The following is a 23634-nucleotide window of genomic DNA, read 5'->3' as shown; positions in this document are numbered from 1 at the left end:
TTTAAGTGGATACCACCCTGAAAAACAAAACCGCGCCTCTTGGAAAGGCGCGGTGAATTTGTTGTTTCGAAATTTGAGCCGGCGCGCCAGGCGCCGGTTCTTCCTATTAACGGAACAGCGACAGGATGTTCTGCGAGGAGGAGTTGGCAATCGAGAGCGACTGGACGGCCAGCTGCTGCTGCGTCTGCAGAGCAGAGAGCTTGCTCGATTCTTCTTCCATGTCGGCGTCGACCAGCTTGCCAACGCCCGATTCGATCGAGTCGGACAGCGACGAAGCGAAGGTCGTCTGCAGGTCGATGCGGGTCGAGATCGAGCCGAGACGCGAACCCATGCTGGTCATGGAGTTCAGAGCGGTCTGAACCATGTTGAGGGCGGTGGAGATCTGGCCGCCGGTCATGCCGGTGATGTCGAGGCTGAATACCGAAGCGCCAACCGTGGAGTCCTGGGTACCAAGGATACCCGCAGACGTGTCGATCGAGCCGTTAGCCTGCGTGCCGAACAGAACGTTGCCCGTTGCGCCGGTGTTGAAGGCGTAGGACGTCGTGCTGACCGAAACGGTGCCGTTGGTGCCGCGGATGAAGGACGAAACGACCGAGGCGGAATCGTTGTTTGCGGCCATGACCCAGTTTTCGCCGTTGAACGAAGCGGACTGAGCGACGCTCTCGAGCTGCTGCTGGAGCTGGCCGATTTCTTCCTGGACCTGGCCTTTGTCAACCGAGCCTTCCATGGCGGTTACAAGCTTGGACTTGATCTGGCTGACGATGTCGAGGGCGCTGGTGACTGCGGTGGTAGCCGTGTCGACCTTGGCGGCACCGAGGCCGAGGGCGTCGGAGACGGCGCCGATAGCGCTGTCGTCAGACTTCATCGTGGTGGCGATCGACCAATAGGCGGCGTTATCGGAAGCCTTGGAGATGCGCAGGCCCGAGGAAACGGCATTCTGCGTGGACTGCAAGTCGCTGTTGATGCCGCGCAGTGTCTGCAGTGCGCCCATTGCAGCGTTGTTGGTAAGGATGCTCGTCATAATATTTGCCCCTTTGGCAGCGGTTAAATAAGGGACATTCCGGACCTAAAAACCGGTAACGGCACTCAGCATCATGCCTGTTAACCCATTCGGTTAAGGTTAACTCGCCGTTTCAATGGTGTTAGAAAACAGCAATATGGTTAAGAAAACCTGAACCGACCCCGGTCTAAAAATATAAAAAAAACCGCGCCTTAGACAGGCGCGGTTAACTTGGTGTTTAGAAATTTCGGCTGGCGTCGAGCGCCAATCCTTCTTCTTAACGGAACAGCGACAGGATCGACTGCGTGGAGGAGTTGGCGATCGAGAGCGACTGGATAGCCAGTTGCTGCTGCGTCTGCAGAGCAGAGAGCTTGCTCGATTCCTGTTCCATGTCGGCGTCGACCAGCTTGCCAACGCCCGATTCGATCGAGTCGGACAGCGACGAAGCGAAGGTCGTCTGCAGGTCGATACGGCTGGAGATCGAGCCGAGCTTCGAACCCATGCTGGTCATGGAGTTCAGAGCGGTCTGAACCATGTTGAGGGCGCTGGAGATCTGGCCGGAGGTCATGTTGGTGATGTCCAGGCTGAAGACCGAAGCGCCAACCGTGGAGTCCTGGGTACCAAGGATACCCGAAGACGTGTCGATCGAGCCGTTATTCGCGCCGAACAGAACGTTGCCCGTTGCGCCGGTGTTGAAGGCGTAGGACGTCGTGCTGACCGAAACGGTGCCGTTGGTGCCGCGGATGAACGAGGAAACGACCGAGGCGGAGTCGCCGTTTGCAGCCATGACCCAGTTTTCGCCGTTGAACGAAGCGGACTGAGCGACGCTCTGGAGCTGTTCCTGAAGCTGGCCGATTTCTTCCTGGACCTGACCCTTGTCAACCGAACCTTCCATGGCGGTGACGAGCTTGTCCTTGATCTGGCCGACGATGTCGAGGGTGCTGGTGACTGCGGTGGATGCCGTGTCGACCTTCGCGGCACCGAGGCCGAGGGCGTCGGAGACGGCGCCGATAGCGCTGTCGTCGGACTTCATCGTGGTGGCGATCGACCAATAGGCGGCGTTATCGGAAGCCTTGGAGATGCGCAGGCCGGAAGAAACAGCGTCCTGCGTGCTCTGCAGGTTGTTGCTGATGCCGCGCAGAGTCTGCAAAGCGGCCATAGCGGAATTGTTGGTTACGATGCTGGTCATAAGTGTGTCCCCTGGAAACTGAATACGAAAAGGAGGACATACCGGACTTCAAATACCGGCGATGACGGAGCGGCTTCATGCTCCTCGGTCCCATTTCCTAGAGGACCAAACCCGTCATGTCGCAGGTAAACTCGCATGCATTGCTTGCGAATTCCTTAAACGCGGAACCCGCAAAAGCATCCGACAACAACGTAGCTAACGATGCGTAAAGGGGTTCAACCATTGCTTCGGTTTCAGGCAAGCTACGCGCGCGATTATCCCCCGAATCCATGATGACGGACTCCGGCCTTTGCCGGAGACCGTCCAAAGTTCGCTCGGAGTTCTCGCTCGTGAATACGAAAAACGCCTATGGGACAGCGTCCAGCTTTTATCAAAAGGGACAATATACGCGCGCGCTCGAAACACTGAACGGGCTGCTCAATGTCGATACATCGCCGAAGACCTATGCCCTGCTGGCAAAGACGCTGCTCAAACTCGGCTTCAGAGCGGACGCGGCGAGATCCTATGAACTGGCGGGCCGGCAGAAGCCTTATCGCGAAGACTATCTGCGGGAAGCCCTGCTGCTGCACTTTGCCTGCGGCAACGAAGATGCAACGCTTTCGATCGGTAGCCTGATTCTCAATCGGGCGCTCAAGGATCCGGATCTTGCCTTTGCCCTTTCCAGCATCTTTCTGAGCCGTCAGCAAAGGGACCTGCTGGCCGGCTTCAGGACCGTGCTCGTGGAAGGGCCGGAGCTCAAACATCGGTTGATGGCGTCAAAACTGTTGACCGATGACCTTTACGACGACGGCAACCGGCACATCGTCGCCACCCTGTTCAAGAAGCATCCCGACAACATCATCTTTCGCACGCTTCATTTGATCTTCGCCCGCGAACTGTCCGATCTTGCGACAGTGGACAAACATATGGCGCCGATCCTGGCGGCGACGGCTGCCGGAAACCTCGACTATATCAGGCCGGACAATCCCTTCTTCCATCTGCACTGGTGCGGTGACGAAGCGATCAACAAGTTCGCGGTGCACGATACGGCACCGCTGCCGGCCGGGCACGCAGAGGCGCGCCGCAAGGCGCCGCATACATGGGGCGACAAGATTCGCATCGGCTATCTATCATCGGACTTCTGGCCGGGCCATGCGACGATGAAGCTCATGCAGCGGACGTTGGAACTGCACGACAAGGATCGATTCGAGATTGTCCTCTTCGACCATTCCAAGCCGTCATCTCAGCAAGAGGAAGAATTCGATTATTCGAAATTGGGTACCATGGTCGATGTCCGCAGCCTCTCCGATCAGGCGGCGGCAGAGGCGATCCGTGCCCATCAGATCGACATCCTGGTTGATCTGAAAGGACATACCAAGGATAGCCGCGTCCGCATCCTCAACCACAAGGCTGCGCCGATTCAGACGGCATGGCTCGGCTTTCCGGGCTCCGCCGTCAACATCGACCTCGACTACATTATCGGCGATCCCTACGTTCTGCCGGATTATTCCAAGCCGCATTTCCACGAGAAGTTCTGCCGCCTGCCCGAATGCTATCAGCCGAACGATCCGATATATCGCCCGAAGCCGCGGCCGACGACCCGTGCGCTGCATGGCCTGCCGGAGGATGCTTTCGTCTTCGCCTCGTTTAACGGCAACCGCAAGATCACCTCGCACATGATCGATATCTGGTGCAACATACTGAAGCGCACCAAGAACAGCGTGCTCTGGCTGCTTTGCAACCCGCGCGCCGAGGCCAACCTGTGGACGCGCCTGGAGGCGCGCGGCATCAGCCGCAAGCGCATCATCTTCACCACGCGTATCCGCTATGAGGATCACATCGACCGCCAGCAATTGGCCGATCTCGGTCTCGATACCTTCCCGGTGAATGGCCACACGACGACCTCGGAACAGCTCTGGGGCGGTTTGCCGGTGTTGACGATGAAGGGCACGAACTTCGCCTCGCGCGTCAGCGAAAGCCTGCTCAACGCCATCGGCGTGCCGGAGCTGGTGGCGGCCGGTGTCAAAGCCTATGAAGACATGGCCGTCGAGCTCGCCAGGCAGCCGGAGCGCATTGCCGCGCTCAAGGAGACATTGGCGGCCAATCGCTACATCAAGCCGCTCTTCGATGCCGAACGCCTTACCCGTTACGTGGAAACCGCCTACGAAATGATGGTCGCACGCGCCAAGCAGGGCCTTGATCCGGATCATATGGACGTGCCGGCACTGCCGGCGCGAGCCGAACCGTTCCTGGTCGAAAGTCAGGATGCTGCAGCGATCGCCGCAGAATAAGGACCTCTCTTCATCGGAAGCTCCGCTCCCGATGACGGTCCCACCGGCTGCAGGCGATTGGAGCATTCCGCTCAGGTGACATCACCTGCAAGCGGATAAGATGCTCTAGATTCAAAAGACTACAGCGACCTTTGTGCGCTCATATGAACGCACGGCGCTCTATCCCTTTGCTTTTACGCATTCCGGACGGAAAGCCGCTTCGCACTTTTCCCGGAATTGCTTTAGTGGAAAGAGCGCACAAGGCTGCCGACCAGCAGGTTCCAGCCGTCGATCAGCACGAAGAAAAGGATCTTGAAGGGCAGCGAGATCGATGTCGGCGGCAGCATCATCATGCCCATCGCCATGACGATGGTCGAGACGATCAGGTCGATGACCAGAAACGGCAGAACGACCAGGAAGCCGATTTCAAAACCACGGCGGATTTCCGAGATCATGAAAGCCGGGATCAGCACGCGATAATCGATCTTGTTGTCGACCACGACCGTTTGCCCGCGCTCCTGCGCCAGATCGACGAAGAGCTTAATGTCCTTGTCGCGCGTGTTGTTGGACATGAAGGTGCGGAAAGGCTCGGCGATGCGCTGAACGGCATCGGCCTCCGAAATCTGATTGGCCATCAGCGGCTGCGCGCCATCCTTCCAGGCCTGATCGAAGGTCGGCGACATGACGTAGAAGGTCATGAACAGCGCGAGGCTCAGCAGGATCGTGTTCGACGGCGTGGTGGACAAGCCCATGCCCGAACGCAGGATCGAAAACGCGATGATGAAGCGCGGAAAGCTCGTCACCATGATGAGGATGCCGGGCGCGATCGACAGGATCGTCAACAGCCCGAAGGTGCGAATGATCCAAGCCGCGACCGAGCCGTTCACCGGGACATTGAAGAGATCCGTCGGGAGCTGTTGCGGCAATTGCTGCGCCATCGCCATTTCAGGCGAAAACGCAGCGAAAACCAATATAAGTAAAGCAAATAATAATCGAATCATTCGATCACGAAAGTTCTGAACATAACTTTCGATACCCGCCCTTCCGAGCGAAGGTCAACACGTTCCTGAACGTCATCCCGAAGATATTGGAAGCCGCGCGGGCCTTCGACCTGCTGCAGCGAAACGGTGCGAACATAGGCGAGGATATCCTGATGGATGGCCTCCGCAAGCTGCGCGTCCGGCTTGCCCTTGAACATCAGCGCGATTTCGAGCCGGATCCAGTTTTGCGAGGGATAGGCAAGATTGGTCGTGATCGGATCGAGTTGAATGATGCCGTTTGCTTCCGCGGCGGCCGCTGCCTGCTTTTCGCCGGTCGGGGTCTGCTCCGCAGCCTTTGCCACGGCCGTCGCCGTCTTGATCTTCGGGGAGACCATGGTGCCGAGGAACCAGCCGCCGCCGCCGCCGAGAACCGTCAGGATCACCAGCCCGACAATCATCATGATCAGCGGCGATCCCTTGCCTTTTTCCGATGCGTCTGCCGCTGCTGCCATGTCTCTGTCCGCCTGTTAGCAAAATACCGTGTGGCTGCCCGGCCGTCAGAGCGGCGACAGCAGGTCGACCGCCTGCTGGCCGCGCGGCGGCTGCTGAATTTCCGTCAGACGGCCGCGGCCGCCGTAGGAGATACGCGCTTCGGCGATCTTGTCGTAGGAGATCGTGTTTTCCGACGTGACGTCCTGAGGCCGGACGATACCGGCGACGTTCAGGATACGAATCTCCTGGTTCATCCGCACTTCCTGCGAACCGCTGATCATCAGGTTGCCGTTTTCGAGAACGCCGGTGACGACCGCGGCAACAAGCAGAGTGATCTGCTCGGAACGCTGCATCTTGCCCTTGGCGTCAGTGCTGGTGTCGGAGCCGGAGGTTGCGTCAGCATTGGTGCTCGGCTGCCAGCCAAAGATCTTGGCGGTGATATCCCAGTTCATATCGCTCTTGTTCGTGCGACTGCGATTGGTCTCGTTATCCCAGTTCGCCTTGTCGTTGATCGAGATATTGACCGTCAGGATGTCGCCGACATTGAGGGCTCGCGAATCCTTGAAAAGGGCCGCCTGCGAATCGTTCCAGAGCGAGTATCCCTGCGCCACCTGATGCGGCCGCTTCGGATACTGCAACATCTGCGGCGTCTGCGCATATTGCAGGCCGCTGCCGATCGGGCTCATGGCAGGCGCCCTGCCGATTTCCTTCAGAGCCTGCGACTGACAACCGGCGAGGAAAACGACGACTGCGCACGTGGCCGTAAGACGCATGTTCATGAGGGGTCCTTCGACTTCGATGTATTCGGATCGGACGCGCTGGAGATGATGTTGGTGACAACAGCGGCCTTCTGCGCGTCCATCTCCGCCAGAATGAGGCTCGACTGGCGCGGTGAGAGTTTCATGATGATCGCAGCCGCTACGGTGACCTTGACCTCATTAAGGCTTGCCGCCGCCGCATCGGGCTTCATGTTTTTGTAGATGTCGACCAGGCCGGAATCGGCGGTCTTCAAGAAGTCGTCGCGCCGCTTCAGCCAGTCTTCGTATTCCGCCTTGCGCTTGTCCATCGTGGCGATGCGCTGGTCGACATCGGCCTGCAGTTTCTCAAGCTCCTGCTTCTGCAGCAGATAGCGCTGGTCGCGGGCCGGGTCCGCGATGTTCGTGCAGAACTGTTTGATCTCGTCCTGGCTCGAAGCCGGGTCGACGACCGGCTTCGGCGCTTCCTGCGCCGTTGCGGCCGAGACCGACAGCAGCAACGCCGTCGCCACGCAGCCGGCGGTCAGCAATTTCCTGGCGATGGCGATCGATGTCATTGCAGCACGAGCTCCGCTTGCAGGGCGCCGGCCGATTTGATGCCTTGCAGGATGGCGATGATGCCGTCCGGCTTGACGCCGATATTGTTCAGCCCGGAGACCAGCGTCTTCAGATCGGGTCCTTCGAGCACAGCGACGCGGCCGCCGCTCTTGCTGGCGGTGATATCCGTCTGATCCTGAACGGCCGTCTCACCGTTCGAGAAGGGCTCCGGCTGCACGATCTGCGGGTTTTCACTGACCTGAACCGTCAAGGTGCCGTAGCTGACGGCGACCGGCGAGACGCGGACATCGGCGCCGATGACGATCGTTCCGGTGCGTTCATTGATGACGACCTTGGCAGGCGTGTCTGTCTGGACGTCGAGATTTTCGATATCCGCCATCAGCCGCGTCAGATCCGCCATCTTCGGCTTTTCGATCGCAACTTCCTGGGAATCCTTGGCCTCGGCGATCGGACCGCCGAAATGCGAGGTCGCCCAGGCATTGACCGTATCGGCGATGCGGATTGAGGTGGAGAAATCCGGATTGCGCAACTGCAGGACAAGATTGACCGAATCCTTGAAACGCGACGGCAGTTCGCGTTCGATGATGGCGCCGCCCGGCACGCGGCCGGCGGTGGTGGTGCCTTCGGTGACGCTCGCGGCCGCCCCCTGGGCCTGGAAGCCAGAGACGATAACCGAGCCCTGCGCCACGGCGTAGATCTGCCCGTCGGCACCGCTGAGCGAGGTCATGATCAGCGTACCGCCGCGCAGCGACGTCGCATCGCCAAGCGAGCTGACCGTGACGTCGATGCGGCTGCCTGGGCTTGCGAAGGGCGGCAGATTGGTCGTCACCATGACGGCGGCGGTATTCTTGGCGGCGGACTGGCCGCCCTGCGTCGAAATGCCGAGGTTTTGCAGCATCGCGCGCATGGACTGTTCAGTGAAGGGCGAGGAACGCAGGCTGTCGCCGGTTCCCTGGAGACCGACGATCAGGCCGTAGCCGATCAACTGGTTGTCGCGGCCGGCCTGCAGCGAGGCTATGTCCTTGATGCGCGATTGCATCGCCAGCGCCGGATCGGCGACGATCAGGCTCGGCAATGCCAGCAAAACCCCGAGGAAATGGCGAAGGCTTCTCATTTTGCGACCACTCGGATCGTGCCGTTTTCGAGAACAGTACCGTTGACGATGATGCCGGAGTCCAGATTGCGGGCTCGTACGCTATCGCCGACCGCGCCGTCATCCAGCGGCGTTCCAGCCGCGGTGATCGTCATGCTGCCCATGTTCATCACCAGACGGATATTGGAGCCACGTGTCACGGCGAAGGGCTGGCGTAGCGCCGAAATGGAGATGGTTCGGCCAGGCAAGAGCGTGCGCTTCGACACCAAGCCGGTTACATCCCGGATCCGCTTGGCGTAATCGCCGGTCAGATTCGGATTGGTGACGTCGACCTCTTCGAGCTGACCGCTGCTGATGATATCTCCTGGATAAATCGTCTCGGTCGGCACGACGGCGGTCCCCAGGCTGGTGCCATCGGTGCCCGTTGCGCCGGCGGGAGCGGCCGACACGAACATGACGGAGAGGCTCGCCGCGGCGAGCCAGGCCATTGCTAAGCTTTTCATCCGGCGAACCCTCATGTTCGGCCCGTCCTCTCGTTACTTCAGATCTTTGCTGACGATCTGCGCCATGTCGTCGGCGGTGGTGATGACCTTGGAATTCATCTCGTAGGCACGCTGCGCGCTGATCAGATCGGTGATTTCCTTGACCGCATCGACGTTCGACGATTCCAGATAGCCTTGCTTCATGTAGGCGAAGCCGTTGGTATTGGGATCGGAGACGACGGGATCGCCGGAGGCCGGCGTCTGGGTGAAGAGGTTGCTGCCCATCGGCTGCAAACCGGCTTCGTTGACGAAGTTGGCGATCTGCAACTGGCCGAGAACGGTCGGCGTCGTCGCGGTGCCGATCGTCGCCGAGACCTGACCGGATTCGTTGATAACGATGTTGCTGGCATTGTTCGGGATCGTGATCCCCGGCTCCAGCACGTTGCCGTCCGCGGTCACCATCTGGCCCGTATCGCTCTTGTTGAACGAACCGGCGCGCGTATAGGCCGTCGTGCCGTCGGGCATCTGAATCTGGAACCATCCGCGGCCGACCAGCGCGACGTCGAGATCGTTCTGCGTCTGCGACAGTTCGCCCTGGATCTGAATGTTGCGCACGGCCGTCGTCTGCACGCCGAGACCGATATTGGCGCCTTCCGGCACCACGGCCTGGTTCGGCCGGTTGGAAATGCCCTTGGCGCGTTCGGTCTGGTACAAAAGGTCCGAGAACTCGGCGCGGGAACGCTTGTAACCCGTCGTATTGATGTTCGCGATGTTGTTCGCGATTACTTCGAGGTTGGTCTGCTGGGCGTCCATGCCCGTCGCGGCAATAGCGAGCGCTCTCATGTCTTCGTCCTTCGAGCTAGAGCGTGATCCCGAAAGCCGCAAAGCGGCTTTGAACAAGATCGCGCCAAATCAAATAATGGGAGCGGGGCCACCCGCCCTAAATCTGCATTTTCGTAATATCGAGAAAGGCGGAGACCATCTTGTCGCGCAGCGCGATCGCCGTCTGCAGCGTCTGATCCGCCTGCATGACCTTGTCGACCACTTCGCGGGTGCTCATCGTGCCCTTGATGCCGGCGAAGGAGGCGTTTTCGGCTTCCTTCAGCGTATTGACCGTGTCTTTCGCCACGTTGGACATTACCGAGGCGAAGCTTGCGCCGGTCGCATTTCCAAGCGTTGTTCCAAGCGTCGGCGCCAGGCTGTTGGACGAAGAGGAGCTTTCGTCGGTGGTAATGTTGCCGAGACCGCGGACTGCGGAAAGGGAGGAGACATTCTTGATAGCGTCAATCATTGTGCATTCTTCAAGAGATCGATGGTGGAATTGATGAGATCGCGCGACTGCTTGATCGTTTGCAGATTGGCCTCATAGGAACGATTGGCTTCGCGCATATCGGCCATTTCAACGAGGACGTTGACGTTGGGCATCTTCACATAGCCCTTCGGGTCCGCCGCCGGATTGTCTGGGTCGTATTCCTCGACGAACTTGCTGGTGTCCTCGCCCAACTTCTTCACACCCACCGTGGTCAGGTTGTTGGCGCGATCGAGCTCGGCGCCGAACGTCACGGTCTTGCGGCGATAGGGATCGGAACCGGGGGTGTCGCCCGTCGAACGGGCATTGGCGATATTTTCGGAAACAACACGCAGGCGGGTCGATTGGGCCTCCAGGCCGGAGCCCGCAATCTTCAACGCGGCTGATAAAGGGTCCATAACATCTTCACTTCATCTATTGTTTTACGGTCATCAACATCATGCGATGAAAGGAGCTGACCAGCGCGGTGTTCAAACCGTACTGGCGCTGGATGTCGCCGGTTTTGGCGAGCTCGTCTTCCAGGCCGACGGTGTTACCCGACTCCTGGACGCCGATTTCCTGATTGAGCGACGCTTCCTCGACGTTGACGTCGCCGCTCTCACTGAATTCATTGCCCGAAAAATGCGCCGGGTTGGTCTTCGCCATGCCGACATTCTCGTTGTCGAGAACGGCTTGAAACGGCGTGACGTCCTTGGCGTGGTACTTCGGGGTATTGGCATTGGCGATATTGCCGGCAACGACCTCCTGGCGAACCTGGAGCCACTCGGCTTGCCGCGAGGCCAGGTCAAAGAGCTGAATGGGTTGCATGGGCTTCTCTCCGTTCTTACAGCAGGACCCTAGAGGGATAATCTTGCGTGGGACTTGCGGGGGATGCGTTCTTGCTAAAGTCTTTACTAAGCCTGATACGCAGGCGATTGCGGGCTCTCAATTGTGGCCGTAGACGTCACCGGTGGAAGTGACGATGACCCACTTTCCGTCGCGCTGCTCGATCGTCGCCAAGCGGCTGTTATCGGGCAGGATCGAGCCGACACGCACGACATACATGCCGGTGTCATCCTCGATGAGCGCCCGGCCGTTTGCGACGTGCAGCAAATGGAACGGCGACTTGCCGGGAAACGGCTGATCTTCGGCCGGCTGGCCCTTGTCGTCCTCGCGTCCAACATTGCTGACCGTTGCCGTCGTCAACGGATCGGGAGCGAAATCTTTCGGCCCGTCGGGATTTTTGTTGACCATGGCAAGCGGCGAGACGTTGACGATCTCGCGTCCGGGCCAGTTCGGCAGATCGCGGGTGCGCTCGCCCTCGGCAACGTGAATGCCGAACTTGTCGGGGTTCAGGAACACATACCAGGGGAAGAAAGCCGAAATACCGGCGAGCAACAGACCGGTGCCGGCCAGGGCCTTATCGGTAAAGGTCCGCCTTTTTGCCGGTTTCAGCGGAGCGACCGGTTCGTCTGCATCGGATTCTCTCACGTCTGGCCTCTCCCTCGGCATAGTCCGAAATGCGTGAAGCGGTTTCGGACGGGATGATGCGAAATCAAATGGTTGGAGCGAACGACATTTCGTGGAAACGTCATTTCGCTCTCGGCTGGATGTTTGCGGCCGAGCCGTTTTTCAACGCGGTCGCAAGGTCGGTGAAGGCGTCGGCCGAAGGCCGTTCGCCGGGGGTCTGTTTCAGAATGTCGTAGATGATCGGCACCTGGCGGACGGCCATGTCGAGATCCGGGTCGCTGCCCTGGCGGTATCCGCCGATCAGGCGCAGGTCGCGGGTTTCTTCATAGCGGTGCACGAGTGCCTTCAGGCGCGAAACCAGCTTTTCCTGATCCGGCGTCCAGGCCTTGCGCGCCAAGCGCGACACCGAGGCCAACGGATCGATCGGCGGATAGCGCCCCTCTTCCGCCAGGCTGCGCTGCAGGACGATATGGCCATCGAGAATGCCGCGGGTGGAATCGGCGATCGGGTCGTTGTGATTGTCGCCGTCGACGAGGATGGAGATGATCGCGGTGATCGTGCCGGTCCCTTCCGGACCTGGTCCTGCACGCTCCAGAAGGCGCGGCAGTTCGGTGAAAACCGAGGCCGGATAACCACGCGCGATCGGCGGCTCGCCGGAGGCCGTCGCCACTTCGCGAATGGCATGGGCAAAGCGGGTGACGCTGTCGACGATCAACAGCACATTGTCGCCCTGGTCGCGGAAATGCTCGGCGATGGTGATGGCAGACAATGGCGCCATCTTGCGCAGCATCGGGCTCTCGTCGCTGGTTGCGACGATGGCGATCGACTTCTGCATGTGCGAACCCAGCGTGTCCTCGATGAATTCGCGGACTTCACGGCCACGTTCGCCGACAAGCGCGATTACCACCTTGTCGAAAGCATTGGCCCGGGCGAGCATCGACAACAGCGTCGACTTGCCGACGCCGGAACCGGCGAAGATGCCGAGACGCTGGCCAAGGCAGAGCGGCGAGAAGATGTCGATGGCGCGCACGCCGGTCTTGAAACCCGTCTCTACGCGTTTGCGCGTCATCGAAGGCGGCGCGGTATTGGAGATCGAGCGCGAATCCAGACCTGCCGCCAGCGGCCCCAGGCCATCGATCGGCTCGCACAGCGAGTTGATCGTGCGCCCGCACCAGCTATCCGTCGGCGCGATACGGAAGGCGCCCTTGCGGATGATGACGTCGTGGATGCCAATCGGCTCGCCCGGCTCGATCGGGCAGACATAGGTCAGCTCCGGCTCGACGCGGACGACTTCGCCGAGATGGATGCCGGTCGGGGAACGGTGGGCGACGAACTCGCCGAGGCGCACATGCCTGGAAAGGCCGGCGACGGTGTAGTGCCCGGCCGCGATGGTGCGTACATGGCCGCCATCGGCAACCGTGTTTTCCGCCATCAAATATTGATCCGCCAAAGCGGCCATCCGCGAGAATCTCGGCGACATCGCGCCCTCGGGCATCCCATCCTCGAACATCATCCGACCCTCTTACTGGCTGCCGCCGAGGGTCTTGATGGCGTCCGTGAGCGTGCTTTCGCTGCTGCTGGTAAGCGTCGAGATATTGTCGAAGGCGCGGCTGACTTCGATAAGCTGGGTCATTTCCCGCATGCCGTTGACGTTGGAATTTTCGAGATAGCCCTGGGCGATACCGATATGGGAGTGGTCGACGACGGACTGCGGGGAGTCCGTCGGTAACACGCCGCTATTGTCATAGCGCAGGAAGCCCTTGCTGATATCGGAGCTATAGAGCCCGATCTTGCCGACCTGCTTGCCGTTTTGAGCGATCGTGCCATCCGAGGAGACGCTCGGCGCGCCGCCGCCGGGGTCGAGCTGGATCGGTGCGCCGCCGGGATCAAGCACCGGATAGCCTCTGGTGGAGACCAGGGCGCCGCTCTCGGTCATGGTAAAGCGGCCATCGCGCGTCAGAACCATGCCAGCCGGCGTGTTGAGACCGAACCAAGCATCGCCCTTGACCGCAAAATCGAAGAGATTGCCGGTGTTTTCCAGTTCGCCGTTGTCGGTAGAGAGATAGTCGTTGCCTTGCGAGACGAAGGCGACTTTGGCGTTGAGCTTGTTTTCGGTATTGCTGAGGACTTGATTGAACTTGACCTCGGTGCCACGAAAACCCGTGGTATTCACGTTGGCCATGTTATCGGCGATCGTCGTCAGACGCCGCTCGAGCGCCATCTGCGATGACAGCGCCACATAAATACCAGACTGCATTTTTCAAGCCCTCCGGACATTGGAGAATAACGGGAAAGGAAACGCCAGATATCGCGGCGCTCCGACATGTCGTTAGCCGGGCATGAATGCCCTTACCCGATACTCTGCCAGCACTGGCTTGTGCGAAGCTGACACGGCGAAAGGCCGCTTCGAAGCGCGCCGAACAGCCTCACGCAAGGCAGGTCTCCTACTTCAACGGAGGAAGCAACGTTCAGGTGTGGACTGGCGATGAATATTATTATCGGATTTGTAGTGACCTGCGGCTGCATCATAGGCAGCTTCATGGCGATGGGCGGGCATGTGGACGCGCTGTTCCAGCCCTTCGAATTTGTCATCATCGCGGGCGCCGGCATCGGCGGCTTCATCATGGCCAATCCGATGAAGGTCGTGAAGGATTCCGGCAAGGCGCTGGGCGAGGCCTTCAAGCATTCGGTTCCGAAGGAGCGCAACTATCTCGATACGCTCGGTGTGCTCTATGCGCTGATGCGCGATCTGCGCACCAAGTCGCGCAACGAAATCGAAGCCCATATCGACAACCCGGACGAATCCGTAATCTTCCAAGCCGCCCCGACGGTGCTGAAGAACAAGGAACTGACGGCCTTCATCTGCGACTACGTCCGCCTCATCATCATCGGCAACGCCCGCTCGCACGAGATCGAGGCGCTGATGGACGAGGAAATCAACACCATCCTGCACGACAAGATGAAGCCCTATCATGCCATCACGATCATGGGCGATTCCTTCCCGGCCATCGGTATCGTCGCCGCCGTTCTCGGCGTCATCAAGGCCATGAGCCACATCAACGATTCGCCGGAAGTACTCGGTCACCTCATCGGCTCGGCGCTGGTCGGCACCTTCCTCGGCATTCTCCTTTCCTATTCCGTCTGCGCGCCTCTCGTGTCGCAGATCAAGATCGTGCGCAGCAAGCAGCATCGCCTCTACGTGATCGTCAAGCAGACGCTGCTGGCCTACATGAACGGCTCCGTGCCGCAGGTGGCGCTCGAATACGGCCGCAAGACCATCTCCTCCTACGAACGGCCGTCGATCGATGCCGTCGAGCAGGAAATGATGAATCCCGGCGGTGAGAGCAAGGCGGCCTGACGACCATGAGCCAGCAATCATCCGCCAAGGCGCATACCATGGACCGCGCCCTCTTCGCCAAGCTGACCGGCGGCCTCGGAGACCAGGCAACCGTCGGAAAGCTCGCCGCCGCCTTCGGCCAGGTCTACGGCGAATTCCTACCCGACTTCATCAAGAGCGAAACGGGCCTCGACGTGTCCGTCGCCTATGCCGGCTGCCAGTCGGGACTGATGAACGATCTCATCGCCGGCCTCGGCGGCAACTGCGCGCTTGTGAACGGTTCGCTACGCAACTGGGCATCGAAATTCGTTCTCGGCTGCGGCACAGGCTTCATAATGACCCTGATGGAGCACATGCTGGGCGCGCTGCCCGAGACCATCGAGGCACCCCTTCCGCGGCCGCTTTCGATCATCGAGCTCGACCTTGCCGTCATGGTGTTCGACAAGATCGCCAACGTGCTGCGCTCGGCGGTCAATGCGGCTGGCGGTTTCGAACCCAATCTCGATCCGCCGTATAATATCGAGAATCGCCCGAAGCCGGCTGCCGACCAGGTCGATGAATTCGCCGCTGCCATCACCATGATGATTTCGCTCGGCAAGACCGTCTCGGAAATCGTCGTCATCATACCGCAGCAGGTTCTGCTGCGGACCGTCGTCAGCCCACCGCGAGCCAAGAACCCGTCCGCAGCGTCGGAAGCATGGACGGAGCAGCTCAGCGAACAGGTGCGTCGCTCGCAGGTGACGCTCGAGGCCCGCATCCAGCTGGAATCGCTGACGCTGAACACAATTTCGAGACTCGCCGTCGGCGATGTCATTCCCTTCATGGACGCAGGCGATGTCCGCGTCGAGGTCAGCGCCAACAGCAAGGACCTCTACATCTGCGAATTCGGCCGTTCGGGCGAAAATTACACGGTGCGCGTCAAGGACAATGTGAATTCCGACGACGAGCTTCTTCGACACCTGATGAATTGACCGGCTGGCGGGTGACTGGGGCACCCACGGCAGCTTGAGGCAAGTTTCAACTGGAATAGTGATTTCATGGCTAGGAAGACGACACAGAAAAGCGGCGAGGAATCGCTGGAAGTTGAAAACAGCGACGCCGCATTGGATGAGGCCATCGACGGCCTGCGCGGCGTGCTGAAGAAAGACACCGACGGTGGCATGCCGGATTTCGGCGCCGATGCATTCGGGGCCGAACCGGGCACGGATCTTTCGGCCTTCGGCGGCGATTTCGGGGACGACAATGCAAGCTCGGCTTTCGGCGCCAGCGATTTCGGCGGTTCCTCCTTCGCCGAACCGTCAGCTCCGGGCAGCGCGCTGACCGCCAATCTCGACCTGATCATGGACATCCCGATCGACGTTCAGATCGTGCTCGGCAGCAGCCGCATGCAGGTCTCCGGCCTGATGAACCTGACCGAAGGCGCGATCATCGCCCTCGACAAGAAGATCGGCGAGCCCGTCGAAATCACTGTGAACGGCCGCAGAATCGGCCGGGGCGAAATTACCGTGCTGGAACATGATGACACCCGCTTCGGTATCAAGCTCATCGAAGTATCGAATACGAAGAAAAACTGAACTCTGTTCAGAATAAGCCCACTCCCTGTTCGGGACGGAGACGAAGACCATGATGGACTTTGACGATTTCAGCGGCGGCGCCCTCGCCGAGCAACCATTATCTCAGGCTGAGAAGGCTGCTGCTGTTCTCCTTGCCATGGGTAAACAGGTTGCGGGACGGCTGCTGAAATATTTCACGCAGCATGAATTGCAGCTCATCATCGCGTCTGCGCAGTCGCTGAGGGTTATTCCGCCGGACGAGCTGGCGCAGCTCGTCGCGGAATTCGAGGATCTCTTCACCGAAGGCGCGGGTCTGATGGACAACGCCAAGGCAATCGAAAGCATTCTCGAGGAAGGCTTGACACCCGACGAGGTCGACAGCCTTCTCGGCCGGCGCACCGCCTTCCAGGCTTACGAAACTTCGATCTGGGATCGCCTCGGCGAGGCGGATCCGATTTTCGTCGCCAAGTTCTTCCTGCGCGAACATCCGCAAACCATCGCCTATGTGCTGTCGATGATGCCGTCCTCCTTCGGCGCCAAGGTTCTGCTGCAACTGCCCGAGGCGCAACGCGCCGACATCATGAACCGCACCGTCAATCTCAAGGATGTCAGCCCGAAAGCGGCGCAGATCATCGAAAACCGCGTGCTGGGGCTGATGGCGGAAATCGATGCCGAACGCAATGCTTCCGGCTCGACGAAGGTGGCGGAGCTGATGAACGAGCTGGACAAGCCGCAGGTCGATACGCTGCTCACATCGCTGGAAACGCTCAACAAGGAATCGGTCGACAAGGTGCGTCCGAAGATCTTCCTCTTCGACGACCTCACGCTCATGCCGCAGCCGAGCCGCGTCATGCTGCTCAACGACATCGCGGCCGACATTCTCACCATGGCGCTGCGTGGTTCCTCGTCCGAAATTCGCGAGATCGTGCTCAGTTCGATCAGCCCGCGCCAGCGCCGCATGATCGAATCCGACCTGCAGATCACCACCGGCATCAATCCGCGCGAAATCGCCATCGCGCGGCGCGCCATCGCCCAGGAAGCCATCCGGCTTTCCAATTCCGGCCAGATCGAACTCAAGGCAAAAGACAAGACGCCTGTGGAAGAAGCCGCGTGATCTCAGCGCGACTCACCTAAATCGTCTTAGACTGTTCAGAACAAGGCCGTGCATGATGCACGGCCTCTTTCCGTTTCATGAAGGACGGCTGCTTTGGCTGACGAAGACAAGGACAGTAAAACAGAAAAACCGACGGAGAAAAAACTCCGCGACACGATGGAGAAAGGCAATGTGCCTCACTCCAAAGAAGCGACGCTCTTTGCGTCGATGCTCGCGACCGTCATCTACGTCACCTTCTTCCTGCCGGAGCGCGTCGGGCGCATGGGCGAGGTACTGCGCGACCTCTTCGAAAAACCCGATCAGTGGCAGCTCGAGACGGGGTCTGACGTCATTTCCTTGTTCATCCGCATCGGCTGGGAAGTCGGCAATCTGCTGCTGCCCGCGGTCGTGCTGTTCTTCGCCTTCGGCATCGGGTCCTCGATGTTCCAGAACCTGCCGACACCCGTTCTCGACCGCATCGCGCCACAGTTTTCCCGCATTTCGCCGGTGGCGGGCTGGGGCCGCATCTTCAGCACGTCGGGTCTGGTGGAATTCGGCAAGTCGCTTGCCAAGATCGTCTTGGTCGGCGTCATCATGTTCTTTGTGCTGCGCGGCCAGTTCTTCCATGCGATCGATTCGCTGGTTTCCGATCCGCAGACGATCTTCGTGCGGCTGACGACCATCATCCAGAAAATTCTGACCATCGTGCTGCTGGCAACCGCCGTCGTCGGCATCGGCGACGTGCTCTGGACCCGCTACCACTGGGTCGATCAGTTGAAAATGACGAAGCAGGAGGTCAAGGAAGAGCACAAGCAATCCCAGGGCGACCCGATCGTCAAATCGAGGCAGCGCTCGATTGCCCGCGACCGTGCCCGCCGGCGCATGATGAAGCAGGTGCCGCGTGCCACGCTGGTCATCGCCAATCCGACCCATTTTGCCGTGGCGCTGCGTTATGTCCGGGAGGAAAACGACGCACCCATCGTCGTCGCCAAAGGGCAGGACCTCATCGCCCTCAAAATCAGGGAGATCGCCGAGGCAAATGGCATCCCCGTCTTCGAAGATCCGCCGCTCGCGCGCTCCATGTTTGCGCAAGTCTCGGTAGATAGTGTCATCCCGTCAGTGTTTTACAAGGCCGTCGCAGAGCTGATCCATAGGATCTATGCCACGCAGTCGAACAGAAAACGGGTACGATAAATCGAATGAAAAAATCCCCCTACTCTGCCCAACGTGAACAAATTCTCGCGGAAGCCATCAGCCCGGTTGCCAGCGAATTGCGGCTCCTCGACGCGGCCGATCTGATTTCGCTGCTGCGCTTCGAGCGCTATGGCAATCTTGCCGACCTCGTGGCGTCGGCGGCCGAGCTTTATTTCCATCCGGGCACCGTCAATTTCGGCCTTGGGGGCGACTACAAGCTTGAATGGGGCGGACCGGCGGAAGTCACCATCGACCTCGAAATCAAACCGCGCGGCGTCACCGTCTATGCCAAGCTCGCGCTGGCCGAACATCATGCCGGCATCGAAATCAACCATATCGCCTTCGACAAAGCCTCGGCCGATCCGGACGAGAACACCGCGCTTCTCGCCCGCAGCCTGCGGGACGCCCGCTACGCCATCGGCGGAACGACGCGCGCAGCCTGAACAAGGCTCAAGCCATCCCCACTTTCATGATGAAGGTCCGCTGAGGCAGCTCGGCATTAGTGCGCTTCGGCTTTCAGTCAGGCGCGGAACCGCTCGCCTTTTGCTTTCTACAATTTCTGGAAGATCTTATCCGCTGGGAATAGCCGATAGCGGATAAGATGCTCTGGATCCAAAGAAGCGCTTTAGCTGATGTAACCGAAACGGATCGCTTTTGCGATTGCCTGAATGCGGTTGACGCTGTCGAGCTTGATCGTCGCTGAACCGAGATAGGCGTTGACGGTGTGCACCGACAGCCCCAGCTTTTCGGCTATTTCCTCGCTGATCCGGCCATCACCTGCAAGCTGCAGGCAGGCGATCTCGCGTTCGCTCAGCGCTTCGGCGGCCGGCGACCGCCGCTCGTCGAGCGACAGGAGATCCATCATGATCTGGCAGCTACGGCCATGCAGCTCGACGATCATATCGCTCGTCAGATCCATGAATTTTGCGGCGAACACGACATAGCCGTTGCCGACCGATCCCAGGCGCACCGGAAAGGCGACGCCGGCAAAAGGCAGGAGATGCGGTTTCAGGCGCTGGGTGAACGAGGCAAAATCGGGCGTCTCGGCGGTGCTGTCGCTATCACGGCCGTTCCACATCAGCGGCAGCAGCGACTTTTCGATATGCTCGATCATCGCCTCGCCATAGGCTTCGACGAAGGCCTTGTTGAGGACGGTATTGGTCGAGCCCCAATTTTCCAGCTCGCAGACTAGGCGCTGCTTGCTCGGCAGGCCGGAGCCGCTGAGGCGATATACTGCAAAATTCTGCGCGTCGATCAGCTTCTGCATCGACACAAGCTTCGGGAAGAGATCAGAACGGCTGGATATCCGATGCGAACGGCCGAGCCTTCCTTCGCTTGGCGTGTCCGTCGTCCTAACCGGCTGATATCGCATTCATCGAGCTTTCAAACGAGGTTGTTTCTGACAGCAAAGGCGATCGCTTCCGATCGCGTCTTGGTCGCGGTCTTCCGCATGACGCTGGTGATATAGTTGTTGATGGTGTTGCGCGAGATGCCGAGGATCATGGCGATCTCGTCGCTTGTCTTGCCTTCGGCAATCCAGAACAAGCATTCCAGCTCACGCTCGGTGAGATCGAAATCGCGCTCGGACTTGCCTTCCACGCAGCGCGTGAAGCTCGCGAAGTAACCCGACAGCAAGCCGGCGTCACGCAGCCGCTCCGGCGACAGCAACAGACCATCATGGGCAAGCAGCATCAGCGAGAAGCGCGTGCGGCCAACATTGAAGGTCAGCGAGCAATATTGGCGGCTGACGCCTTCCGGCAGCTCGACATCATCCGGCAGGAACGCAAAATTCGGCTGGAACAGCGACATGCATTTCTCAAGCTCGCCCGTGCGGCCGTAGCCGCTCGTGAGCTCGGAAGCAAGACGGCGGACAAGATCGAAGGGCCAATCGGAGGACACGACGAAGTCGAGACCGCTTTCCTGGATCAGGTCGCAGCGGGCCAGAAGATAGTGGGAGGCGCCGACATAGTCCGTCAACACGCGCAGGCCGGATTGGAGATAGGCAGGGCCGGCAATGGCGCTCAACTGCTGAACAAGTTGATCGCGCGACATGGCATTGGCGGACGCGGCCAATCGCACATCCTTGTCGCCCTTGCTCCCCTGCAATATCTGCACGTCCATTTTTTGCATTTCCTGCCGCTGTTAGGCGCTCGAACGCCAACGAGAGCATTGCTCGGTCTGGACCCGGCGCATAACCATCGAAGACGGCATCGATCTTCGCAAAAGTGTCTGCACCAACTCAACTTATTGCTCCGCCCCATACGACTCCATACGGACGTATGACGCGATAAGCGCGCTAATATATAAATTCGATTTCGGCAAGCGCATGCGAATCGCCCAAATCGCAATCAACCAACTATAGACTGATTTCTCCGCGTGCTGGCATCTCCAAATTCGCTGAATTCACCAAACACGGATCTCATGCTCTGATTCGCGCCGCTTCGACGCAACTCCGAATAGGTATGATGATTGTAAGTCGATTCTTTCTACCCAGCAACGAAATTTCCGGCCGGGAAATGTCTTGCCAACAGGTTCGGTCACTCGATTTCGGTACGCATACGTGAAGCAAATATTTGCGAAAACCCAGAGTTGGCATGATCAAGCGGCGTTCTTTCCGATGACATGAAAAGACCGGGAATATCTCCCGGTCTTTTCATCAGGCAGCGTTGTCGACGGCCCATTTTCTGAGGATCTTCGCGGCGCGTTCCTCGCTGATTTCCACCATGCGCGAGAGGCGGCGTTCCGGCCCTTCCTTGACGCGGCGGTTGAAGGTGCCGCCGTCTTCGCCCATCGTCAGCAGATCGTCGGTGCTGTCGAAGCCGAAGTCCGAGCCAAAGCCGTCCATCAGGGCGGCACCCGGCCCGCCGACGGCGGGAGCGAAATCCGGCAGTTCCAGGCCCGCCGCTTCCGGCAGAGCCGCGCCACCGGCCACACCGCCGCCGAGCGAGCGGATCAGCGGACGGAAGCCCATCCAGACGATGAGGAAGGCAACCGCGACGAAGGCAGCCGAGTTGATGATGCCAGCCATGTTACGGCTCAGCATATCCATGATGTTGAAGCTGGAAGAGGTGTCCTCGAGCAGTTGATTGTCGAGGAAGTCCATCGCATTGACGGTCACCACGTCGCCGCGGGTGGTGTCGACGCCGGCAGCGGTCGCGACAATCTTCTGCATCTCGGCGATATAGGCGTCGACCTTCGCCTGATCGGCCGGCTGACCGACCATCTGGGCGATGCGGCCCTTGTTGACCACCACGGCCACCGAGAGCTTCTCGACCCTGTAGCTGTTGCGGGTCGTCGCGGTCGTCTTGCTGTTGATTTCGTAGTTGGTCTGTTCTTCGCGCTTGTCGGACTGGTCGTTCGATGTCGGTCCGCTGCCACCAGACTGCGGGGCAGCCTGCGGAATGTTCTGCTCAACGGTCGCTGCCGTATCCGACTGGCGCTGCTGCGATTTCTGCGCTTCCTTGGTGGTGCGTACCGAGCGCTCGACCTTCGAATCCGGATCGTAGGTGGTTTCCTGCACCTGCTGGCTATCGGTATTGAGCTGCGCCGTCACGCTGGAGCGGAAATTGTCCATGCCGAGAAATGGAGCAAGCGCCTTGTTGATGTTCGATTCGACCTCGTCCTGAACATTCTGCACGATGCCGAGATTGCGGTTCAGCGCGCCATTGCCGGGATCGTCACCCGAGGCGAGCAATTGGCCGGTGGAATCGAGGATCGTAACATCGTCGACTTCCAGGCCTGGAACGGCAGAGGCAACGAGATGGCGGATGGCCTGGGCCGCTTTGCGCCCCGCTTCGGCGTTCGCCCGGATCATGACCGAGGCCGTCGGCTTCTGGTCCGCTTTGCGGAAGTTGCCGACATCCTGCATGACAATGTGGACGCGTGCCGCGCTAATGCCGGTGATCGAGGTGATCGTGCGGGAGATTTCGCCTTCGAGCGCACGCACGCGGGTCACTTCCTGCATGAAGGAGGTCAGACCGAGAGAGCCGACATTGTCGAAGAGTTCGTAGCCGGCGGTGGTGCTGTTCGGCAGGCCGCGCTCGGCGAGAAGCAGGCGCGCCTTGCCGGTCATGCCCGCCGGCACGGTGAGGCTGGTGCCGTCCGTACCCACCTGGAAACCGATGTTGGCTTCGGCAAGCGCAATGCTGATCTGGTTCAGATCGGTTGCATCCAGGCCCACATAGAGCGTTTCCTGGGCAGGCTTATTGACGTAGAGAGCTGCAAACAGAATCAGCGCCATGGAAACGACGCCGACGCCCGCCATGATCAGCAGGCGTGTCCTCCCCAGGTTCTGCAGATTCCTGAACAAGGGAACTAATTGATTTAACAGATTCATTCTGTTCTCGCACGATTCGTCAAAGACCTGATGGCTTTGTGCCCTGCAGCGAAGATAGAAATCGAAACTTGTGCGAGCGTTTCGTCCCGGGCAGGAAAAATGAAGAACTCGAAAAATTTATCCGAGATAATATAAGAAAAACAATATCAGGCGCCGGCGCTCCGATCAGAAGAAATCGAAGTCGCCGGCGGCCTTGGCCAAGGGTTGGGAATGTCCATGGCGACCGCCGCCGCCGAGAGCTTTCTGCATTTCGGCGAGCTTCACCAGGCTCAGGGCCGTCGCAACATCGACCATCCAGCCATCCGGTATGTCGCCGGTGATGGTGTCGATGAACTCGGCAATGCCCCGCGTCTTCTGCACGGCGAGATCGATGCCCTGCATGACCTTCATAGAGTCGGGCGATTCCAGCACGTTGACGCCGCTGAGATCGAGCAGTTGCGGTTCGATGCGCTCGATCAGGTAGGCGACGTCGTGCAATTCCGAGACTATGCGCATGAGGATGGCTGGGAGAGCTTCCTGCATGGCGATTGGTTCGGGACGCGGAATGGTGGTCATGAGGTAGTCC

The 23634-nt window shown here is 59.6% G+C and carries 26 protein-coding genes; 7 read left to right on the top strand and 19 right to left on the bottom strand.

The window, feature by feature from the left end; translation table 11 throughout:
* Positions 1 to 106: 106 nt before the first annotated feature.
* A complete protein-coding gene (locus QA648_RS01250; protein WP_104822006.1) occupies positions 107 to 1021 on the bottom strand; it encodes a flagellin in 915 nt (304 codons plus the stop codon).
* A gap of 256 nt (positions 1022 to 1277) precedes the next feature.
* A complete protein-coding gene (locus QA648_RS01245) occupies positions 1278 to 2189 on the bottom strand; it encodes a flagellin (RefSeq protein ID WP_104822005.1) in 912 nt (303 codons plus the stop codon).
* 329 nt (positions 2190 to 2518) lie between these two features.
* Here QA648_RS01245 and QA648_RS01240 point away from each other — a divergent pair, with 329 nt between their 5' ends.
* Complete coding sequence (locus tag QA648_RS01240; RefSeq protein WP_283049120.1) at positions 2519 to 4459, top strand: glycosyl transferase; 1941 nt, start codon at positions 2519 to 2521, stop codon at positions 4457 to 4459.
* A gap of 221 nt (positions 4460 to 4680) precedes the next feature.
* On the opposite strand, the gene fliP is transcribed toward QA648_RS01240, so the two are convergent.
* The 13 genes from fliP to flgF all read right to left on the bottom strand — a co-directional run bounded on the left by fliP (position 4681) and on the right by flgF (position 13813).
* Positions 4681 to 5439, bottom strand: a complete 759-nt coding sequence (gene fliP, locus QA648_RS01235) for a flagellar type III secretion system pore protein FliP (RefSeq protein ID WP_283049118.1) — start codon at positions 5437 to 5439, stop codon at positions 4681 to 4683.
* Positions 5436 to 5930, bottom strand: a complete 495-nt coding sequence (locus tag QA648_RS01230; protein WP_104822003.1) for a flagellar basal body-associated FliL family protein — start codon at positions 5928 to 5930, stop codon at positions 5436 to 5438. Before QA648_RS01230 ends, fliP begins: the two co-directional genes overlap by 4 nt.
* Positions 5931 to 5975: 45 nt before the next feature.
* Positions 5976 to 6689 (bottom strand): flagellar basal body L-ring protein FlgH, encoded by a 714-nt coding sequence (gene flgH / locus QA648_RS01225; RefSeq protein ID WP_104822002.1) that lies wholly within the window; start codon positions 6687 to 6689, stop codon positions 5976 to 5978.
* A complete protein-coding gene (locus QA648_RS01220; RefSeq protein WP_283049115.1) occupies positions 6686 to 7222 on the bottom strand; it encodes a MotE family protein in 537 nt (178 codons plus the stop codon). The genes flgH and QA648_RS01220 overlap by 4 nt, the downstream gene beginning before the upstream one ends.
* Positions 7219 to 8337 carry a flagellar basal body P-ring protein FlgI gene (locus tag QA648_RS01215; RefSeq protein WP_104822000.1) on the bottom strand — a complete coding sequence of 373 codons (1119 nt, stop codon included), beginning with the start codon at positions 8335 to 8337 and terminating at the stop codon, positions 7219 to 7221. The genes QA648_RS01220 and QA648_RS01215 overlap by 4 nt, the downstream gene beginning before the upstream one ends.
* Positions 8334 to 8819, bottom strand: coding sequence for a flagellar basal body P-ring formation chaperone FlgA (gene flgA / locus QA648_RS01210; protein ID WP_283049112.1), 486 nt, complete (start codon positions 8817 to 8819; stop codon positions 8334 to 8336). Before flgA ends, QA648_RS01215 begins: the two co-directional genes overlap by 4 nt.
* Before the next feature lie 33 nt (positions 8820 to 8852).
* Positions 8853 to 9641 carry a flagellar basal-body rod protein FlgG gene (flgG, locus tag QA648_RS01205; RefSeq protein WP_104821998.1) on the bottom strand — a complete coding sequence of 263 codons (789 nt, stop codon included), beginning with the start codon at positions 9639 to 9641 and terminating at the stop codon, positions 8853 to 8855.
* 97 nt (positions 9642 to 9738) lie between these two features.
* Complete coding sequence (locus QA648_RS01200) at positions 9739 to 10089, bottom strand: flagellar hook-basal body complex protein FliE (protein ID WP_104821997.1); 351 nt, start codon at positions 10087 to 10089, stop codon at positions 9739 to 9741.
* Positions 10086 to 10505, bottom strand: coding sequence for a flagellar basal body rod protein FlgC (gene flgC, locus QA648_RS01195; RefSeq protein ID WP_104821996.1), 420 nt, complete (start codon positions 10503 to 10505; stop codon positions 10086 to 10088). Before flgC ends, QA648_RS01200 begins: the two co-directional genes overlap by 4 nt.
* 16 nt (positions 10506 to 10521) lie before the next feature.
* Entirely contained in the window at positions 10522 to 10914 is a 393-nt protein-coding gene (flgB, locus tag QA648_RS01190; protein WP_104821995.1) for a flagellar basal body rod protein FlgB, read from the bottom strand.
* A gap of 117 nt (positions 10915 to 11031) precedes the next feature.
* On the bottom strand, positions 11032 to 11577 hold the full coding sequence (locus tag QA648_RS01185; RefSeq protein WP_104821994.1) for a flagellar protein: 546 nt from the start codon (positions 11575 to 11577) through the stop codon (positions 11032 to 11034).
* Between the two features lie 100 nt (positions 11578 to 11677).
* Complete coding sequence (fliI, locus tag QA648_RS01180; protein ID WP_283051440.1) at positions 11678 to 13066, bottom strand: flagellar protein export ATPase FliI; 1389 nt, start codon at positions 13064 to 13066, stop codon at positions 11678 to 11680.
* 12 nt (positions 13067 to 13078) lie between these two features.
* Positions 13079 to 13813: a flagellar basal-body rod protein FlgF gene (flgF, locus tag QA648_RS01175; RefSeq protein WP_104821993.1), complete on the bottom strand. Its 735-nt coding sequence runs from the start codon at positions 13811 to 13813 to the stop codon at positions 13079 to 13081.
* Positions 13814 to 14041: 228 nt separating this feature from the next.
* Between flgF and motA the strand changes: the two genes are divergently transcribed.
* From motA to QA648_RS01145, 6 genes are all read left to right on the top strand, one after another.
* Positions 14042 to 14914: a flagellar motor stator protein MotA gene (motA, locus tag QA648_RS01170; protein ID WP_104821992.1), complete on the top strand. Its 873-nt coding sequence runs from the start codon at positions 14042 to 14044 to the stop codon at positions 14912 to 14914.
* A 5-nt stretch (positions 14915 to 14919) separates the two neighbouring features.
* The gene (locus QA648_RS01165) at positions 14920 to 15864 is read left to right on the top strand and encodes a FliM/FliN family flagellar motor switch protein (protein ID WP_283049106.1); all 945 of its coding nucleotides are present in this window, start codon (positions 14920 to 14922) and stop codon (positions 15862 to 15864) included.
* Positions 15865 to 15930: 66 nt separating this feature from the next.
* A complete protein-coding gene (gene fliN / locus QA648_RS01160) occupies positions 15931 to 16467 on the top strand; it encodes a flagellar motor switch protein FliN (protein ID WP_283049104.1) in 537 nt (178 codons plus the stop codon).
* A 49-nt stretch (positions 16468 to 16516) separates the two neighbouring features.
* Positions 16517 to 17560 carry a flagellar motor switch protein FliG gene (gene fliG, locus QA648_RS01155; protein WP_104821989.1) on the top strand — a complete coding sequence of 348 codons (1044 nt, stop codon included), beginning with the start codon at positions 16517 to 16519 and terminating at the stop codon, positions 17558 to 17560.
* 93 nt (positions 17561 to 17653) lie between these two features.
* Positions 17654 to 18733 carry a flagellar biosynthesis protein FlhB gene (gene flhB / locus QA648_RS01150; protein WP_104821988.1) on the top strand — a complete coding sequence of 360 codons (1080 nt, stop codon included), beginning with the start codon at positions 17654 to 17656 and terminating at the stop codon, positions 18731 to 18733.
* 5 nt (positions 18734 to 18738) lie between these two features.
* On the top strand, positions 18739 to 19176 hold the full coding sequence (locus QA648_RS01145; RefSeq protein ID WP_104821987.1) for a hypothetical protein: 438 nt from the start codon (positions 18739 to 18741) through the stop codon (positions 19174 to 19176).
* Positions 19177 to 19358: 182 nt separating this feature from the next.
* On the opposite strand, the gene QA648_RS01140 is transcribed toward QA648_RS01145, so the two are convergent.
* The 4 genes from QA648_RS01140 to QA648_RS01125 all read right to left on the bottom strand — a co-directional run bounded on the left by QA648_RS01140 (position 19359) and on the right by QA648_RS01125 (position 23624).
* Entirely contained in the window at positions 19359 to 20105 is a 747-nt protein-coding gene (locus tag QA648_RS01140; RefSeq protein WP_104821986.1) for a helix-turn-helix transcriptional regulator, read from the bottom strand.
* A gap of 11 nt (positions 20106 to 20116) precedes the next feature.
* Positions 20117 to 20854 (bottom strand): LuxR C-terminal-related transcriptional regulator, encoded by a 738-nt coding sequence (locus QA648_RS01135; RefSeq protein ID WP_104821985.1) that lies wholly within the window; start codon positions 20852 to 20854, stop codon positions 20117 to 20119.
* A 535-nt stretch (positions 20855 to 21389) separates the two neighbouring features.
* Positions 21390 to 23069 carry a flagellar basal-body MS-ring/collar protein FliF gene (gene fliF / locus QA648_RS01130; protein WP_104821983.1) on the bottom strand — a complete coding sequence of 560 codons (1680 nt, stop codon included), beginning with the start codon at positions 23067 to 23069 and terminating at the stop codon, positions 21390 to 21392.
* A gap of 165 nt (positions 23070 to 23234) precedes the next feature.
* Positions 23235 to 23624 carry a hypothetical protein gene (locus tag QA648_RS01125; protein WP_104821982.1) on the bottom strand — a complete coding sequence of 130 codons (390 nt, stop codon included), beginning with the start codon at positions 23622 to 23624 and terminating at the stop codon, positions 23235 to 23237.
* Positions 23625 to 23634 lie beyond the last annotated feature (10 nt).

The organism is Rhizobium sp. CB3171 (genome assembly GCF_029714265.1).
Taxonomy (GTDB): domain Bacteria; phylum Pseudomonadota; class Alphaproteobacteria; order Rhizobiales; family Rhizobiaceae; genus Rhizobium.
This window is presented reverse-complemented; position numbering and strand designations above follow the sequence as displayed.

Coding starts and splice junctions, on each gene's coding strand:
- QA648_RS01140 (WP_104821986.1), bottom strand. CDS start 20,105: ATGCGATATCAGCCGGTTAGGACGACGGACACGCCAAGCGAAGGAAGG.
- QA648_RS01200 (WP_104821997.1), bottom strand. CDS start 10,089: ATGATTGACGCTATCAAGAATGTCTCCTCCCTTTCCGCAGTCCGCGGT.
- QA648_RS01220 (WP_283049115.1), bottom strand. CDS start 7,222: ATGACATCGATCGCCATCGCCAGGAAATTGCTGACCGCCGGCTGCGTG.
- QA648_RS01230 (WP_104822003.1), bottom strand. CDS start 5,930: ATGGCAGCAGCGGCAGACGCATCGGAAAAAGGCAAGGGATCGCCGCTG.
- QA648_RS01215 (WP_104822000.1), bottom strand. CDS start 8,337: ATGAGAAGCCTTCGCCATTTCCTCGGGGTTTTGCTGGCATTGCCGAGC.
- fliN (WP_283049104.1), top strand. CDS start 15,931: ATGGCTAGGAAGACGACACAGAAAAGCGGCGAGGAATCGCTGGAAGTT.
- QA648_RS01125 (WP_104821982.1), bottom strand. CDS start 23,624: ATGACCACCATTCCGCGTCCCGAACCAATCGCCATGCAGGAAGCTCTC.
- QA648_RS01250 (WP_104822006.1), bottom strand. CDS start 1,021: ATGACGAGCATCCTTACCAACAACGCTGCAATGGGCGCACTGCAGACA.
- fliI (WP_283051440.1), bottom strand. CDS start 13,066: ATGTTCGAGGATGGGATGCCCGAGGGCGCGATGTCGCCGAGATTCTCG.
- QA648_RS01145 (WP_104821987.1), top strand. CDS start 18,739: ATGAAAAAATCCCCCTACTCTGCCCAACGTGAACAAATTCTCGCGGAA.
- flgC (WP_104821996.1), bottom strand. CDS start 10,505: ATGGACCCTTTATCAGCCGCGTTGAAGATTGCGGGCTCCGGCCTGGAG.
- flgH (WP_104822002.1), bottom strand. CDS start 6,689: ATGAACATGCGTCTTACGGCCACGTGCGCAGTCGTCGTTTTCCTCGCC.
- fliG (WP_104821989.1), top strand. CDS start 16,517: ATGATGGACTTTGACGATTTCAGCGGCGGCGCCCTCGCCGAGCAACCA.
- QA648_RS01165 (WP_283049106.1), top strand. CDS start 14,920: ATGAGCCAGCAATCATCCGCCAAGGCGCATACCATGGACCGCGCCCTC.
- flgF (WP_104821993.1), bottom strand. CDS start 13,813: ATGCAGTCTGGTATTTATGTGGCGCTGTCATCGCAGATGGCGCTCGAG.
- flgG (WP_104821998.1), bottom strand. CDS start 9,641: ATGAGAGCGCTCGCTATTGCCGCGACGGGCATGGACGCCCAGCAGACC.
- QA648_RS01135 (WP_104821985.1), bottom strand. CDS start 20,854: ATGGACGTGCAGATATTGCAGGGGAGCAAGGGCGACAAGGATGTGCGA.
- motA (WP_104821992.1), top strand. CDS start 14,042: ATGAATATTATTATCGGATTTGTAGTGACCTGCGGCTGCATCATAGGC.
- flgA (WP_283049112.1), bottom strand. CDS start 8,819: ATGAAAAGCTTAGCAATGGCCTGGCTCGCCGCGGCGAGCCTCTCCGTC.
- flgB (WP_104821995.1), bottom strand. CDS start 10,914: ATGCAACCCATTCAGCTCTTTGACCTGGCCTCGCGGCAAGCCGAGTGG.
- fliP (WP_283049118.1), bottom strand. CDS start 5,439: ATGATTCGATTATTATTTGCTTTACTTATATTGGTTTTCGCTGCGTTT.
- fliF (WP_104821983.1), bottom strand. CDS start 23,069: ATGAATCTGTTAAATCAATTAGTTCCCTTGTTCAGGAATCTGCAGAAC.
- QA648_RS01245 (WP_104822005.1), bottom strand. CDS start 2,189: ATGACCAGCATCGTAACCAACAATTCCGCTATGGCCGCTTTGCAGACT.